The sequence below is a fragment of the Pedobacter cryoconitis genome (genome assembly GCF_014200605.1).
In the GTDB taxonomy this organism is placed as follows: domain Bacteria; phylum Bacteroidota; class Bacteroidia; order Sphingobacteriales; family Sphingobacteriaceae; genus Pedobacter; species Pedobacter cryoconitis_B.
The window spans coordinates 398709-411963 of sequence record NZ_JACHCE010000004.1 but is presented as its reverse complement, the minus strand read 5'-3'; the positions used below and the strand labels follow the sequence as shown (position 1 = coordinate 411963).

General features: G+C 36.7%; 14 protein-coding genes. 7 read left to right on the top strand and 7 right to left on the bottom strand.

Translation table 11 applies throughout. The features are described 5' to 3' along the window. The first annotated feature begins 66 nt into the window (after positions 1-66). Positions 67-753, top strand: coding sequence for a hypothetical protein (locus tag HDE68_RS15065; RefSeq protein ID WP_183883036.1), 687 nt, complete (start codon positions 67-69; stop codon positions 751-753). 345 nt (positions 754-1098) lie between these two features. After that, the gene (locus tag HDE68_RS15060) at positions 1099-1977 is read left to right on the top strand and encodes an AraC family transcriptional regulator (protein ID WP_183883035.1); all 879 of its coding nucleotides are present in this window, start codon (positions 1099-1101) and stop codon (positions 1975-1977) included. 83 nt (positions 1978-2060) lie between these two features. Here the strand turns inward: HDE68_RS15060 and HDE68_RS15055 are convergent, their stop codons facing one another. Then, complete coding sequence (locus HDE68_RS15055; RefSeq protein WP_183883034.1) at positions 2061-3191, bottom strand: peptide-N-glycosidase F-related protein; 1131 nt, start codon at positions 3189-3191, stop codon at positions 2061-2063. Between the two features lie 217 nt (positions 3192-3408). Here HDE68_RS15055 and HDE68_RS15050 point away from each other — a divergent pair, with 217 nt between their 5' ends. Further along, the gene (locus HDE68_RS15050) at positions 3409-5295 is read left to right on the top strand and encodes an MASE3 domain-containing protein (protein ID WP_183883033.1); all 1887 of its coding nucleotides are present in this window, start codon (positions 3409-3411) and stop codon (positions 5293-5295) included. Positions 5296-5329: 34 nt separating this feature from the next. On the opposite strand, the gene HDE68_RS15045 is transcribed toward HDE68_RS15050, so the two are convergent. After that, entirely contained in the window at positions 5330-6202 is an 873-nt protein-coding gene (locus HDE68_RS15045; protein WP_260171773.1) for an N-acetylmuramoyl-L-alanine amidase, read from the bottom strand. A gap of 208 nt (positions 6203-6410) precedes the next feature. Between HDE68_RS15045 and HDE68_RS15040 the strand changes: the two genes are divergently transcribed. From HDE68_RS15040 to HDE68_RS15030, 3 genes are all read left to right on the top strand, one after another. Beyond that, complete coding sequence (locus tag HDE68_RS15040) at positions 6411-6671, top strand: hypothetical protein (RefSeq protein ID WP_183883032.1); 261 nt, start codon at positions 6411-6413, stop codon at positions 6669-6671. Between the two features lie 103 nt (positions 6672-6774). Further along, positions 6775-7284, top strand: coding sequence for a molybdopterin-dependent oxidoreductase (locus HDE68_RS15035; protein ID WP_183883031.1), 510 nt, complete (start codon positions 6775-6777; stop codon positions 7282-7284). A gap of 125 nt (positions 7285-7409) precedes the next feature. Then, the gene (locus tag HDE68_RS15030) at positions 7410-7925 is read left to right on the top strand and encodes an ExbD/TolR family protein (protein ID WP_183883030.1); all 516 of its coding nucleotides are present in this window, start codon (positions 7410-7412) and stop codon (positions 7923-7925) included. Here the strand turns inward: HDE68_RS15030 and HDE68_RS15025 are convergent. Together HDE68_RS15025 and HDE68_RS15020 are read right to left on the bottom strand one after the other, a co-directional pair. Beyond that, the gene (locus tag HDE68_RS15025; RefSeq protein ID WP_183883029.1) at positions 7920-8870 is read right to left on the bottom strand and encodes an EamA family transporter; all 951 of its coding nucleotides are present in this window, start codon (positions 8868-8870) and stop codon (positions 7920-7922) included. The two genes, HDE68_RS15030 and HDE68_RS15025, sit on opposite strands and share 6 nt — an antisense overlap. Next, entirely contained in the window at positions 8867-9358 is a 492-nt protein-coding gene (locus HDE68_RS15020) for an Lrp/AsnC family transcriptional regulator (protein ID WP_183883028.1), read from the bottom strand. The genes HDE68_RS15025 and HDE68_RS15020 overlap by 4 nt, the downstream gene beginning before the upstream one ends. Before the next feature lie 189 nt (positions 9359-9547). Here HDE68_RS15020 and sph point away from each other — a divergent pair, with 189 nt between their 5' ends. Continuing rightward, on the top strand, positions 9548-11182 hold the full coding sequence (sph, locus tag HDE68_RS15015; protein WP_183883027.1) for a sphingomyelin phosphodiesterase: 1635 nt from the start codon (positions 9548-9550) through the stop codon (positions 11180-11182). Positions 11183-11200: 18 nt separating this feature from the next. On the opposite strand, the gene HDE68_RS15010 is transcribed toward sph, so the two are convergent. From HDE68_RS15010 to HDE68_RS15000, 3 genes are all read right to left on the bottom strand, one after another. Next, entirely contained in the window at positions 11201-11866 is a 666-nt protein-coding gene (locus HDE68_RS15010) for an HAD family hydrolase (protein WP_183883026.1), read from the bottom strand. A gap of 61 nt (positions 11867-11927) precedes the next feature. Then, positions 11928-12551 carry a chloramphenicol acetyltransferase gene (locus HDE68_RS15005; protein ID WP_183883025.1) on the bottom strand — a complete coding sequence of 208 codons (624 nt, stop codon included), beginning with the start codon at positions 12549-12551 and terminating at the stop codon, positions 11928-11930. After that, on the bottom strand, positions 12551-13249 hold the full coding sequence (locus tag HDE68_RS15000; RefSeq protein ID WP_221300746.1) for an HAD family hydrolase: 699 nt from the start codon (positions 13247-13249) through the stop codon (positions 12551-12553). Before HDE68_RS15000 ends, HDE68_RS15005 begins: the two co-directional genes overlap by 1 nt. Positions 13250-13255: the final 6 nt, after the last annotated feature.

The following is a 13255-nucleotide window of genomic DNA, read 5'->3' as shown; positions in this document are numbered from 1 at the left end:
TTCAAACCTTGGATAGTCTCTTGAATGGCTTTTTGTTTTATCGTTGTTTTGTATAAAATAAACGCCATGAATATTATCAAAAAGAAATTCCTGTCAATTTTCGAAAATCAGGTTTTAAAACAAGGTTGTGTATTGGAAGTAAGAGCATGGAATCCAGCGACTTTTTTTGAAGTCGATTTACATCTCCCTGATGTGGATATGGAAAAATGGACCAGTGTACAGCACATGAAAGTTAAAGTTTCTGAATATACTTACCGGGATTATACGCCTGCCTTATGGGATGAGGAGACTCATACCTGTACGCTCTGTGTCAACTCTGACCATGACGGACCTGGAAGTAAATGGGTGTCATCCTTAAAAAAAGGAGATACGATCTCTTATCTTGGTATTGGATCTACTTTTCATAAACCTGTTGCTGACAGTAAATTATTATGTTTAGGAGATAACAGCAGTATCGGACATTTTCTTGCATTGAAACAACTGGCTTTAGGTGTCGGGGAAGTATATGGCGCGATAAGCTTTAGCATGGAATCACATGCAATTGAATTCTCAAATTATTTTGATACTTATCTGCAGCCTATACCAGAAAAAAAATGGGATATTTCTCTGGTATCCTGGCTGGATCAGCAGGAATTGAGTAATGAAACGGTATATATTGCTGGTCATATTCCGACAGCCATGCAACTGCGTACACATTTAAAGCAAAGAAACGATTTTAACGGAAGTATTAAACTTCAGGGATTCTGGCAATAAGAAAATGGTTAAAGAAATGAAATCTGATATTTTACTGGGCCTTTGGTGCCTGGCTGTAGCCATAGATTGTTTATGGATTCTGATTTGTATCCTGTAGCTTATTATTTATCAATTCTTTGTGTTATAAGATTATCTGATAGGTCGGCTTAATTATTTCAAATGTTGATTTCTGATAAAATTATTTAATTTTTTCTGATGGAAATTTATTTAGTATAAACTTACTCTATTGCTTTTGTAGGATAAATAATTATAGCTATTTTTAGACTATAATTACCTCTCGAAAAACTGTTAATCAGTACTTTGGATAAATCAAAGTACGAAATGCACTACCATGCAAAACAACAAATGAGAGCTCAACTACTTAAAATCCCACCGCCGACTGTTAATTCTTTCAGTATCCGGCGCGACAGCGTGCCAGATGTAAACAATTATTGGCATTATCACCGTGAAATAGAATTGATCTATTTTAAATATGGTTCAGGAACCCAGTTTATCGGGGATAGCACCATACCTTTTAAACCCGGCAATATTGTCCTTGTAGGCAGCCATCTGCCGCATTACTGGAAATTCGATGAACGATATTTCTCTTCGGCAGAAGGGGCTGAAATTGATGTTATTGTGATTCATTTCTGTGAAGATTTTCTTGGAGAATGTTTTTTGAACCTGCCCGAAAATAAGATGATCCGGAAGATTCTCCAGAGATCTAAAAAAGGAATCCAGGTTCAGGATAGCAATAGTCAGCAAATAGGAAAGCTGATGGAGCAGATATTTCTTAGTGTAGGGGCAAAGCGATTGCTTTTATTATTGGAAATCCTGGCAATTATAGGAAATGACCTTAAAGGGTTTACTCTATTGTCTGCAGATTTCCTCAACAATATATCGATCAAAGACAACAGTCCGATTAGTAATATCTATAACCATATCCTTGTTAATTTTAATAAAAAGATAAGTATAGCAGAACTGGCTGATTTAGCAAATATCAGTGTTGCTTCTTTTAGCAGATATTTTAAAACCCATATCGGAATGACCTATAAACAATTCCTATTGGATGTCAGGGTCGGACAAGCCTGTAAATTGCTTATTGAAGGTGGTATGAATGTAAAGCAGATAAGATATGAATGTGGCTTTCAGAACGTAGTCAGCTTTCATAAACAATTTAAAGAGATCACCGGGAAAAGCCCGCTGGAATATCAGAAATTCTATTTAAAATCGGGTATGGTTTGAAACCATTAATTAGCTGATAACAGCATTGTTAAATGTTAAAAATAAGAAGAGGCTATTAAAAAATAACCTCTTCTTATCAAGTGTTATTTTTCTCCCTGAAGGTATACAGAAAGAGGAATATATCCCTGTTTATCTTTGAAAACCGCATCAGGAACTTCTATTTTAAAAGTATGATTGCCAGCAGTTAAGTTACCCAGTTCAATCACACGGATAGGAATAGCATCTCCGGGGCACCAGTTGCTAAAGGAAGCCCATTGTGCCTCTGTTTTTGGGCTGGAACCATAAATACCGTTGCCTTGTGTATTGGCAGGGCGATAGGGCTCGCATGATTTACCACCAGGTTTGTAGGTCAGTTTTTGTGTATTATCAAAATAGATAAAATGATCACGCCTGCTATATTCTTCCCCGCCAGAATTAGCGCCATGATTGGAAGTTATCAAATATAATCTGGCTGATTTAACTTCCGCAGCCAGGTTAACCATAATTGATTTTACTGTTTTACCAGCTACGTCTGTATTGTCATAATTATTGATGTTTTGATTAAAAAAAAGAGGTTGCAGAGCAACCGCTGGAGCTGTACCCGTTTTTCCACTAGTACTGCTGATTAAATCAACAGTTCCGAAGAAAGTATCGTTTCTGCCTGCACATCCTGCTATTTCCTTATTGGCAGCGTAAGGGACTCCAAATACACTGAGTTCAAAATATATATCATAATCGGCATTGATAGCCGGATCTTTTAATATGGCTGCTACGTTATTCACACTGAATAGATAAGGTACTTCATCAGGTTTCTTATTTTTATTCATAAAAGGGGTAATGAAACGGCCTATCTCCAGATGTTTGGCATCGGCATCATTATAAACCGCGTTTTTCTTCACTAACGCAAGTGCTGCATAGGCGATCCGGTCATAATTATCACAAGCGGCCTTAATGGTCACTTTCATTTGTAAAACGTCACCCAGGCTTTCTAACTGTGTCTTACTTAATTTCTTTACATATTTTGAATTATTCACTCTGGTGACACCTTCAGGTACGGGTTCTGAAACAGTTGCAGCATAACCGTCATAGAATAAAATCTGATCGAAAACTCTTAATGTACCGCCTGCTGCAGCATTTGTTTCGGTTTTTTTTCCGTTAGACGGGGTGATATGGTCTTGTTTGCAAGCGCATAATAATGTAGTTGCACAACAAATTGCAAATAATAGGTTTTTCATAGGAATATATGTTTTAATTAGGGTTAGCTTATAATCCATTAGGTTTTTGGTTGACTAAAACAATAATAATTAATCCTCCTGATGAAAAAGTTAAGAGGTATAAAAGGTGTATTCTTTTGTCATGAAGATGCACAATATGAGTAGCGTGATCAGGGAGCTTTGTTTATAGAAACAATTAGCTTAAATTTATGCGGGTAAAAATCTAACCAATTGTAAGTTGAAAGCTTATCTGCATAGTTTTATTAAAGCTAATTACAGAACCATTTTTACAGTGGCTTTACTGGCATTGATATTTAAGATAAGTGCAAAGCAAAATTTTCTGTTATTTCATACGATAGTTGAGTTGTCATCTATCGTTATAGCTTTTGCTGTTTTTATAGTTACCTGGAATACCAGGAGAATGCTTGATAATAATTATCTGTACTTTGTTGGAATAGCTTATATCTTTATTGGCGGGCTGGACCTGCTTCATATGATTACTTACCCTGGAATGCATATCATTCCCGGAACTATTTATTATACCAATCAATTTTGGGTAGCTACGAGGTTTTTGGAGGCATTTAGCCTGATGATGGGCTTTTGGTTTTTGAAAAGAAAAAAGACATTGAATGGCGACATTACAATTTTATCTTACTGTATAGTAAGTCTGCTGATTATACTTTCTATTTTGTACTGGCAGATATTTCCTGTTTGTTATGTAGAAGGAACAGGACTGACACCTTTTAAAATAGCTGCAGAATATGTCATTATAGCGATGCTTTTTTTCGCTTGCTTTTTGCTTTATAGTTCAAAAAAAAGCTTTACTCTATCTGTATTCAGGCTTTTAATATTGTCGTTGCTTTTTGCAATCGTCAGTGAATTTTGTTTTACACTGTACGTATCAATTTCTAGTTTTCCAAGTGAAATGGGGCACTATGCAAAGTTGATTTCCTTTTTTCTAATCTATAAAGCTAATGTGGAAACGGGCTTTACGAGGCCTACAGATGTTATCTTTAAAGATCTGAAGGACAATGAGGAAAAATATAGAACCCTTGCAGAAAATCTGCCGGAACTGATCTTCCGCTTTGACAGAAGCTTCAGGTGTTTATACGCTAATAGCGCACTTGAAGAATTCCTTCCTCATAAACATGAATCTTATGCGGGTAAAAAATTAAGCCACCTGGGGTTTCCTGTATCTTTTGAGAATTTGCTGATACGGATGTTGATAGAGGTCAAGCAAACAAGAACCACCAGGGAGATCAATTTTGATTTAAATGAAGATAGTTATGTCAAGTCTTTCTCTATACAGATAATTCCTGAATATGGTTTGGAGAACCATGAAGAAACTTATTTGGTTATTTGTTATGACATCACCGATTTCAGAAATACAGAAAAGAGGTTACAGGAGTTGAATGCTACAAAAGATAAATTCTTTTCTATTATTGCACATGACCTTAGAAATCCTTTTACTTCTTTGATATCATTCAGTGAACTGATCTATAAAAATGTAAACAGGTTAAGTTTAGAAAAGATTGAAAATTTAGCATTCAGGATGAATGATTCTGCTAAACAAGCTTATACTTTGCTGGAAAATCTTTTGCATTGGTCAAAAATGCAGACGGGAGTTTTAGAGCCTGATTTGCAGGAGCTTAATGTGGAAGATATCCTGGAAGAGATGAAAAAGGTCTCTTCTTCTATTGCAATTGCTAAGGGAATAGAGATTCAAATTGAAAAGGTTTGCCCTGGTAAAATTCTTGCCGACAGGCAAATGATGAATACGGTGCTTAGGAATATTATTGCTAATGCTATAAAATTCAGTCATGCCAATGGGACTATTGTCCTCACAGCGCATAAACATCAGGAAGCTATATTGTTTGCTGTTAAGGATTCAGGAATAGGTATTGAAAAGGAGAATATAGAACGGCTGTTTAAAATGGATAGTAGTTTTTCTACACCAGGAACACAGAATGAACGTGGAACAGGGCTTGGACTCAGGCTTTGCCGGGAATTTGTAGAAATAAGCGGTGGAAGTATCTGGCTGGAAAGTGAGCCGGGCTTAGGCACTACGATTTATTTTACTGTTCCGGCAGTAAATGATATTCCTGTTTCAAAGGATCTGGATTAAATGATAAGAGCCCCTGTAAAGAGGCTCTTATCATTTAATTTGGAAACAATTGTTTTTTATATTCCTGAATTGCGTTTTTGATATTCTGGACTATTTCCTGTCTTCCGCCTGGAGAGTTGATATACTCTTCTTCTGCCGGATTACTGATAAAGCCAATTTCGGTTAACACAGCTGGCATACCTGCCCTGGCCAGTACAGCCAGACTTTGTTCTTTCACACCCCGGTTAACACGGCCAACTTTAATATATTGCTGCTGGATTAAAGTAGCCAGCTTAATACTTTGAAGACGGTAAGCATTTTTCATTAAAGAAAGGACAATGAAACTCTCCGGATCATTAGGATTATACCCATCGTAATTGTCTTTGTAATCTTTTTCCAGCAAAATTACGGCATTCTCTCTAACTGCCGTTTCCTGTTCTCCTAATCTTCCTGAACCTGAAACAAAAGTTTCAACACCGGATGTCTCAGTTCTGCCTCTCATATTTGAAGGCATTGAGTTACAGTGAATAGAAATAAACAGATCAGCATGTGCTTTATTTGCAATATCAATCCGTTCGTATAAAGGGATAAATACATCTTCTGTACGCGTATAGATCACCTTTGTGTTCTCAATTTCTTTCTCAATAGTTTGTCCCAGCAACAGTGCAACGGCTAAAGCGACATCTTTCTCTTTAGAAAACAAGCCTCTTGTTGAACCGTCTTTTCCGCCATGACCAGCATCAATAACAATGATCATTGGTTTGGTAGCCGGAGCAGGCTGAGTTTGCGCAGTGGATTGTGCTGGTTGTATTTGTTGTGCTGGTTGTACTTGCTGAGGTGTCTGAGCGTATATATAGGAAGAACTAAGCAGAAAAAGAACAGTAAAGGCAGTTCTGAAGGCTCTTTTGTTTTTAATGTTTTCGGACATTATTTTTTGCAGTTTTTTGGTGTCTTTGTTAATCCCCCGAAGGGTTTAATGTGCAAATTTACAAAGATAACGTTGAAATTCTAAACTTAGTTTGAATTCATTGAAGCCGGATTGATAATAAATTAAACTGTTGGAAATAATGGTTGTTTACAAAAAAAATCAATGCACAACTGCACTGATCAGCAATGATAACCTTAAACAAACGAGAATGAAATTTAAATTTTTAGCGGTCGTAGCTTTAACCGGGATGGTTTTTACGGCATGTCATTCGGACAAAAACAAGAATGGTAGTGATACCCTGAACAGTAAAATGGCAGATACATCTGTTATTGATACTGCCAGAAAAGATACATCGGGGGTTAATGGAACAGTAAATGACAGAAATAACCCGGGGAACCAGGGTAATAATCCTGGCAATCAGGGAAACGGATCTGGAAATGGCCGGAATCCTTCTCCGGTAAATCCTTAACAGTTTCTGGTTTTTTATAGTTCTTCTCAGGCTATAAAAAACCAGTTTTGATTTTTTATGCTAATAAGGATTTGGTAGATTTAGCAGATCATAAATATATCCGATGAAAACACGACTGTTAAGAATTCTTTTCATTTTCGCCTTAATTACATCTCCATATTTAATTCAGGCTCAGGTTACCAGAAAGGCTGCTTTAGTTAGAATTGGCGGGGAAGTAACGCAACCGCTAACGCTCAGTGACGCTGAATTTAATACATTAAAAAAAACTTTGGTCAACAGAAAAGATAAGGATGGTAATAATCATGTTTATTCGGGAGTCGTTTTATCTGATTTGCTGTGGAAGGCAGGAGCTGCCCTTGGAAAAGATTTGAGAGGTGGTAATCTCAATAAATGCTTGCTTGTTGAAGCTATTGACGGTTATCAGGTCGTTTTTGCTTTAGCTGAATTAGATCAGGCATTTACAGACCGCCTTATTATCCTTGCCAATGAAATGGATGGAAAACCTTTGCCTGTTGCAGACGGACCATTTAGAATCATTGTTCAGGATGAAAAGAAACCCGCAAGATGTATCAAACAGGTGACCGGTATGTTTGTGAAAAGTACGGTTCGTTAATCGCCTGATCGGAGGTAAGGAGCTAGAGTTTTTAGTTGATGCAGGTTATGGAAACCGGCTTTTAGTTGCATCATCTATTAAAATCAATCACCTATTCGCTCAGCGCGATGTTAAACCAAACGATTATGGCCGAATTAAACACCTCCCGAAACAGAAAAGAAACTCCAAAAGTTGATCTGACAGCAATGGTAGATCTGGCTTTTTTACTCATTACTTTCTTTATGCTGACTACATCGCTTTCTAAGCCGGTGGCTTTGGATATTGCTAAGCCGGATAGCAGTGTTCCGAATGTTAATCTGGAATTGGCTGCATCCCGGACGATGACGATTTTATTAGGTAAAGACAATAAAGTTGCCTGGTATATGGGGGTAGCCGGTGAAAGCAGACCTCGTATAGAAGACTACAGAAAAATAAGAAACTCTATTTTGAACAATAAAAACAATGTAGCTTTTAAGAATGCGAATGATCCTGAAAAATCACTGGCAGTTATTATCAAGCCTACATCTGGCGCTACCTATAAAAACTTCGTAGATATTATGGACGAGTTGTCTGTCACTAAAATCACTACTGCACCTGCAATTGATGATGATCATATTACTGATGCAGAAAGGGACTTTATGAAGCAGAATAAAATTCTATAAAACAGTTGAGCCTGCGGGTATTTTATCTTTCCGGTATTTAACCAGGTTAATTAGTAATACACTGCAAAGAATCACTACTAATCCGAGAATCTGTATCCAGCTCACTTTTTCGCTGGTAAAACAGATACTTAATAAAAGTGCGACAACCGGGTTAACATAAGCATAAGTACTTACTTGTGTTGCCGGACGCACTTTTAATAACCAGACATAGGCACTAAATGCGATAATAGAACCAAATATAATCAGGTAAATGATAGAAAACCAGGCATCAGCAGGAACATTGCTAAAATGAAATTTACTGTATTCATCACTGATGAAGCTGCCAGGAATGAATATAATTGAAGCTGCAAGCATTTGCCATGCTGTATTTACAGAAACAGAGCTGTCTGGAGCTGTATGATATTTTGAATATAAAGATCCTCCTGCCCAGGCAACCGGAGCAAGTGCTACCAGAACCATTCCTAAGATCTGGTTATTGCTTTGCTGAGTGTTTAATGCCAGAATAACCTGTTCAGAGAACAATAAAATAACTCCTGTAAAGCCAATAATCAGTCCTGCAATTGTTGATTTGCTGCTTAGGTTTTCTTTCCATTTGGATTTATCCAGAATCACAAACCAGATGGCTGCAGATGCGGCCATAATCGCTACCAGGCCACTTGGAATAAACTGCTCAACCCAGATTACCATTCCATTTCCGGCACCCAGCATCAGAATACCACTTACAGCAGCATATTTAATGTTTTTCCAGTCGAATATTTTTTCCCCTTTTAACCTGCACCAGGTCATTAAAAGCGTACCTGCAATGATAAAGCGGATCGTTCCGAGAATGAAAGGAGGAAAACCTGCAAGTGCTTTCTGAATAAAAAAATAAGTTGAACCCCAAACAATGTATACAATAGCAAAGGCGAGATAAACGAGGAGCGGAGAAGCGTTTTTGTTGGTCATGACGTTTTTTTATTTTCAGGGATTACTAATTGCTGTTGTTCTTTTACTGTTTCCAGTACGATAGTAGTGCGGATAGATACAATCGTTGTTATCTTACTAAAAGACGTTCGCATGAGTTCCATTAAAGAAGCCGAATCGGCGGTTCTGACTTTAACTAAATAACAGTCTTCACCAGCTATGACATGTACTTCCTGTACCTCTTCGATTTTAGAAAGTTCGAGCGCCGTGGTTGTACAACCAAGACTGTGGGACGCTTTCATAGAGATAAATGCCAGTAATTTCAGGCCTACAGCAGCAGGATCAATTCTGGTTGTATACTGCTGAATGACTTTTTTCTGCTCGAGTTTTTTTACACGTTCCAAAACAGCAGAAGGGGCCATTTCCAGTTCTTTTGCCAGATGGACATTAGAAATCCGGGCGTTGTCCTGCATTAATCTTAATATAGCAAGATCAATATGATCTAAATTAATGTTGTTTTCGACTATCATTCTATAAATATATGATTAATCCGAATTATATTCATTTTATATGTGAATAAAATATATAAAATTCTGAATGCTGTATTGTGAGACTACCTTTATGCATTAATCCGTTTTGATGATTTGATAACGTTGAGTTAATCCCAATTGCTTGTATTTGAGATAGTTTTGAGCCAATAAATAAGTTGTAATTTTAATATGAAACTACAATTAACGCTGATCAGAAAAACTATTGGCCAGACAAGGTTGTTGATTATTTTAGCTGTATTATTGTCCGGTACTTCTTGCAAAAAGGAAAATATGCTAATAGAAAACAGTTCATTAAATGCTTCTCTAAATAATAATCAGTTCAGTAGTGGGTCTGATGATCCACCTGCAATCAAAGTGCTTACACATAATCTCTTTCTTTTACCTGATGTAGTTGTTGCATCAACTACACAATGGTCGCAAGCAAAAAGGGGAGCTATAATCGGATCGGCAGATTATTTGAAAGATTATGATGTATTATTATTACAAGAGTGTTTTGATAATAGTGCCAGTAAAGTATTAAAAGATAACCTTGCATCAGAATTTCCTTATCAAACCCCGGTGCTTGGCAGATCTAAAGCAGGGTGGGATAAGACAAGTGGTACCTGGCGTGACTTATTACAGGGGGCGGGAACTAGTGGAGGGGTTATGATTGCAAGTAAATGGCCTATAGAAAAGATGATGCAGCATATATATCCTGCAGGTTGTCATGCCGACGCATTTTCTTTGAAAGGTTTTGTATATGCGGTGATTATTAAAGATGGTAAACGTGTTCACTTTGTAGCAAGCCATACACAATCTACGCAACCATCCTGTGAGGGCAGAGATGTCATTATACGCAAAACACAGTTTGAAATGATGAAGTCGTATGTGGATAATTTAAATATTCCTAAAACTGAATTAGTAATTTTTGGCGGTGATTTTAATGTAATCAAAGGAACATCAGAGTATACTGAGATGCTGAAATATCTGAATGTGGGAGAGCCCGATTATTCTGGAGTGCTTTATACCTGGGATACGAAAACCAATTCAATGGCTTCTTATCATTACCCGTATCCGGCAAATAAAAGAGAATACATTGATTATATTTTTGTATCAAAAGATCACTTTTATCCTTCAAAATGGCAGAATTTAGCTTTTGACCCGGTAAGTTCTTCTTTAATGAGTTATACAAATTTATTAAGGGAGAGAAGGTACTGGGCAGATTACTCAGATCATTATCCTGTTGCTGCTTTTATCAATGCTGATGAAGAAGTTCCTGCAAGCAGCATGAAATATAGAAAATATGATCATATATCATTCCAGTCAGTTAAAACGGGTAAATTCATTAATTATGATCTTTCCAAACCGAATGACTGGCTGACTGTAAATGGGATTACATCAAAAGATTTGTCTGCTCATTTTAACCTCGTCAATATCGACCGTCCGGACAAATACAATGAAATTGTTAATGGTAAAATTCGTGTGGAGCTAAGCGAAAGGCTTAATAACTTCTGGTACTGGAATATCCTGAATGGCGGAGACTATTATTACTTTCCTAAAAATGGTGTGTCTTTAAAATCTCTGGAACTGGAGATTGTGAAAAAGGCAAATGGTAATTCAGAAATTCTTGAAGATGGAGATACTATCGTATTCAAGGACTATAATTCTTACAATTTTAATAAACGTTATTATTTGCAGGTAAATCCTGTAAATGGAACTGATAAAATCTATCTGAATGGAACTTCAATTGGTGACAGTGAAAAGTTTATTGTGAAACTAAACACTGATGCACCACTGAATTGGACTAATCAATTGATCGGCTAAATACAATTGATGCCATGTTTATGCATTGATAAATAATGTTTTAATTTTATCGTACGATAAATCTGTATAATTATCTATATATAAATTGCATTCCGGCAATTCTTCTATAGTGTGTGAGCTTAATACACCCACTACACGCATTCCTGCATTTAATGCGGCAGAAATACCAGAGAAAGAATCTTCAAAAACAAGACATTGTTCAGGTGAAACACCCAGATTTCTGGCAGAAGTAAGATATACCTCAGGATCAGGCTTATGCTTTTTTACATCTTCGCTCGCCATAATAGAACCTAGCTTTTCACGGATGATTACTTCACTTAAGATAAGATCCAGATTAGCATATGGAGCAGAAGTAGCCACCCCTAATTTTACCCCATTAATTGCTAAATCATTAATGAATTCAATTATTCCTGCAATTGGTTCGATATGTGGGGCATAGATTTCTCTGAAAAGACTTTCTTTCTCATTTTCCATTTGCAGCAATTCTTCGCCTGTGATAGGTCTTTTTAAGAAATGGGAAAGGATATAACTGTTACTTTTTCCAAACATATGTGCTGCAAAATCTTCATCTGTAGGATTCAGGTTACGGGCAGAGAAAAATTCACGGAAAGCCAGGGAATGGTAAGGATTAGTATGACAGATAACGCCATCCATATCAAAAATTACTGCAATTTCTTTATTCATACTGCAAAGTTAAGCTGATTTTATCTGTTGAATTAAAAATAAGTTTAATAATATTTATGGGCTACTGGTTCATTAACTCCTGAAATTTTTCTACAAACTTACCTACATGATAACCATCCATTAAAGCATGGTTGACATGAATTGAAACATTCATTGTTTTTTTATTATCTGCTGTGATCAGCTTGCTGAATGATATTTTAGGTGAGCTATCTTCAAATGAAAAAGATCTTGCATGAGATAGGGCAGAGAAATCCAGCCAGGGGAGTGCTGAATAATGAATTACACTTTCCCCTAATATAGCAGGGAAGAGTCCGGTTCCTTTTGAAACCCGATCTGCTTCTTGTTGTGCCAGTATATAAAACTGCTCAAAATCTTCATTAAACTCTATATAGGAGAAACCGAAAGTTTCATCGGGACGGCCAATGGTCGCAGAAGCATCAACCTGATCGTGGATGATGACTTTGTCGGCTTTTATTCTGTACCTGAATTCTTCAATTGTGTTTGCCGCTTTTAACGATTGATATAAATAATAGAGAAAAAATGATTTTCCTGACTGTTTAGCATGTGCATATGCTTTAGTACAATCTATATTTACAGTTACACCAAAAAAAGGTTCTTCGAATTTTCTGAAAAAATGAAAATGTTCTTTTCTTTTCCACTGGTCTATGTCTAGTTCTTTTTCCATTATTTTTTTAAGAGTTCAATAATTTCAGTCATTGTATTTAAGGGCATAAAGTTTGGATGTTCCAGGCTTTCGGTAACTTTTTCATGTGCCCAGGTGGTATGAAAGGGAATGTGAGCAGCATGACCACCCAATTCCAATACCGGAAGAATATCAGATTTGATAGAATTCCCCAGCATTAAGAAATTCTCAGGCTGGCAATCCAGATGTTTAATTAATTTTTGATAATCAGCGGTCTGTTTATCACTCATAATTTCAATATGGTGGAAATAGTCCTGTAATCCTGATTTCTTCAGTTTCCTTTCCTGATCAAGCAGATCACCCTTTGTCGCCATCACTAATCTGTAATTTTTCCTGAGGTGCTTTAAAACTTCTTCTACACCTTCCAGTAAAATTACAGGCTGCTGTAACATAGCATGTCCCAGTTCCATGATTTTATCTGCCATTGCGATAGGGGCCCTCCCATTAGATATACGGCTTAAGGTTTCGATCATACAGAGCATAAATCCTTTAATTCCATATCCATAAAGTGATAGATTATCCATCTCGGTTTTGAACAATTCTTTAGACAAAATATCATGTGGCATATATTCTTCCAGTAACTGGCAAAACGCATTTTCTGTCTCCAGAAAATAGGGTTCATTAACCCAAAGCGTATCGTCTGCATCGAATGCGATAACCTGAATTTGATTTGTGATCATTACTTT

What these genes read in the sequence shown, in the direction of transcription:
- HDE68_RS15060 (WP_183883035.1), top strand. Translation starts at nt 1,099, where the DNA reads ATGAGAGCTCAACTACTTAAAATCCCACCGCCGACTGTTAATTCTTTC.
- HDE68_RS15000 (WP_221300746.1), bottom strand. Translation starts at nt 13,249, where the DNA reads ATGATCACAAATCAAATTCAGGTTATCGCATTCGATGCAGACGATACG.
- HDE68_RS15040 (WP_183883032.1), top strand. Translation starts at nt 6,411, where the DNA reads ATGAAATTTAAATTTTTAGCGGTCGTAGCTTTAACCGGGATGGTTTTT.
- HDE68_RS15065 (WP_183883036.1), top strand. Translation starts at nt 67, where the DNA reads ATGAATATTATCAAAAAGAAATTCCTGTCAATTTTCGAAAATCAGGTT.
- HDE68_RS15055 (WP_183883034.1), bottom strand. Translation starts at nt 3,191, where the DNA reads ATGAAAAACCTATTATTTGCAATTTGTTGTGCAACTACATTATTATGC.
- HDE68_RS15035 (WP_183883031.1), top strand. Translation starts at nt 6,775, where the DNA reads ATGAAAACACGACTGTTAAGAATTCTTTTCATTTTCGCCTTAATTACA.
- HDE68_RS15030 (WP_183883030.1), top strand. Translation starts at nt 7,410, where the DNA reads ATGGCCGAATTAAACACCTCCCGAAACAGAAAAGAAACTCCAAAAGTT.
- HDE68_RS15010 (WP_183883026.1), bottom strand. Translation starts at nt 11,866, where the DNA reads ATGAATAAAGAAATTGCAGTAATTTTTGATATGGATGGCGTTATCTGT.
- HDE68_RS15020 (WP_183883028.1), bottom strand. Translation starts at nt 9,358, where the DNA reads ATGATAGTCGAAAACAACATTAATTTAGATCATATTGATCTTGCTATA.
- HDE68_RS15025 (WP_183883029.1), bottom strand. Translation starts at nt 8,870, where the DNA reads ATGACCAACAAAAACGCTTCTCCGCTCCTCGTTTATCTCGCCTTTGCT.
- HDE68_RS15045 (WP_260171773.1), bottom strand. Translation starts at nt 6,202, where the DNA reads ATGTCCGAAAACATTAAAAACAAAAGAGCCTTCAGAACTGCCTTTACT.
- sph (WP_183883027.1), top strand. Translation starts at nt 9,548, where the DNA reads ATGAAACTACAATTAACGCTGATCAGAAAAACTATTGGCCAGACAAGG.
- HDE68_RS15005 (WP_183883025.1), bottom strand. Translation starts at nt 12,551, where the DNA reads ATGGAAAAAGAACTAGACATAGACCAGTGGAAAAGAAAAGAACATTTT.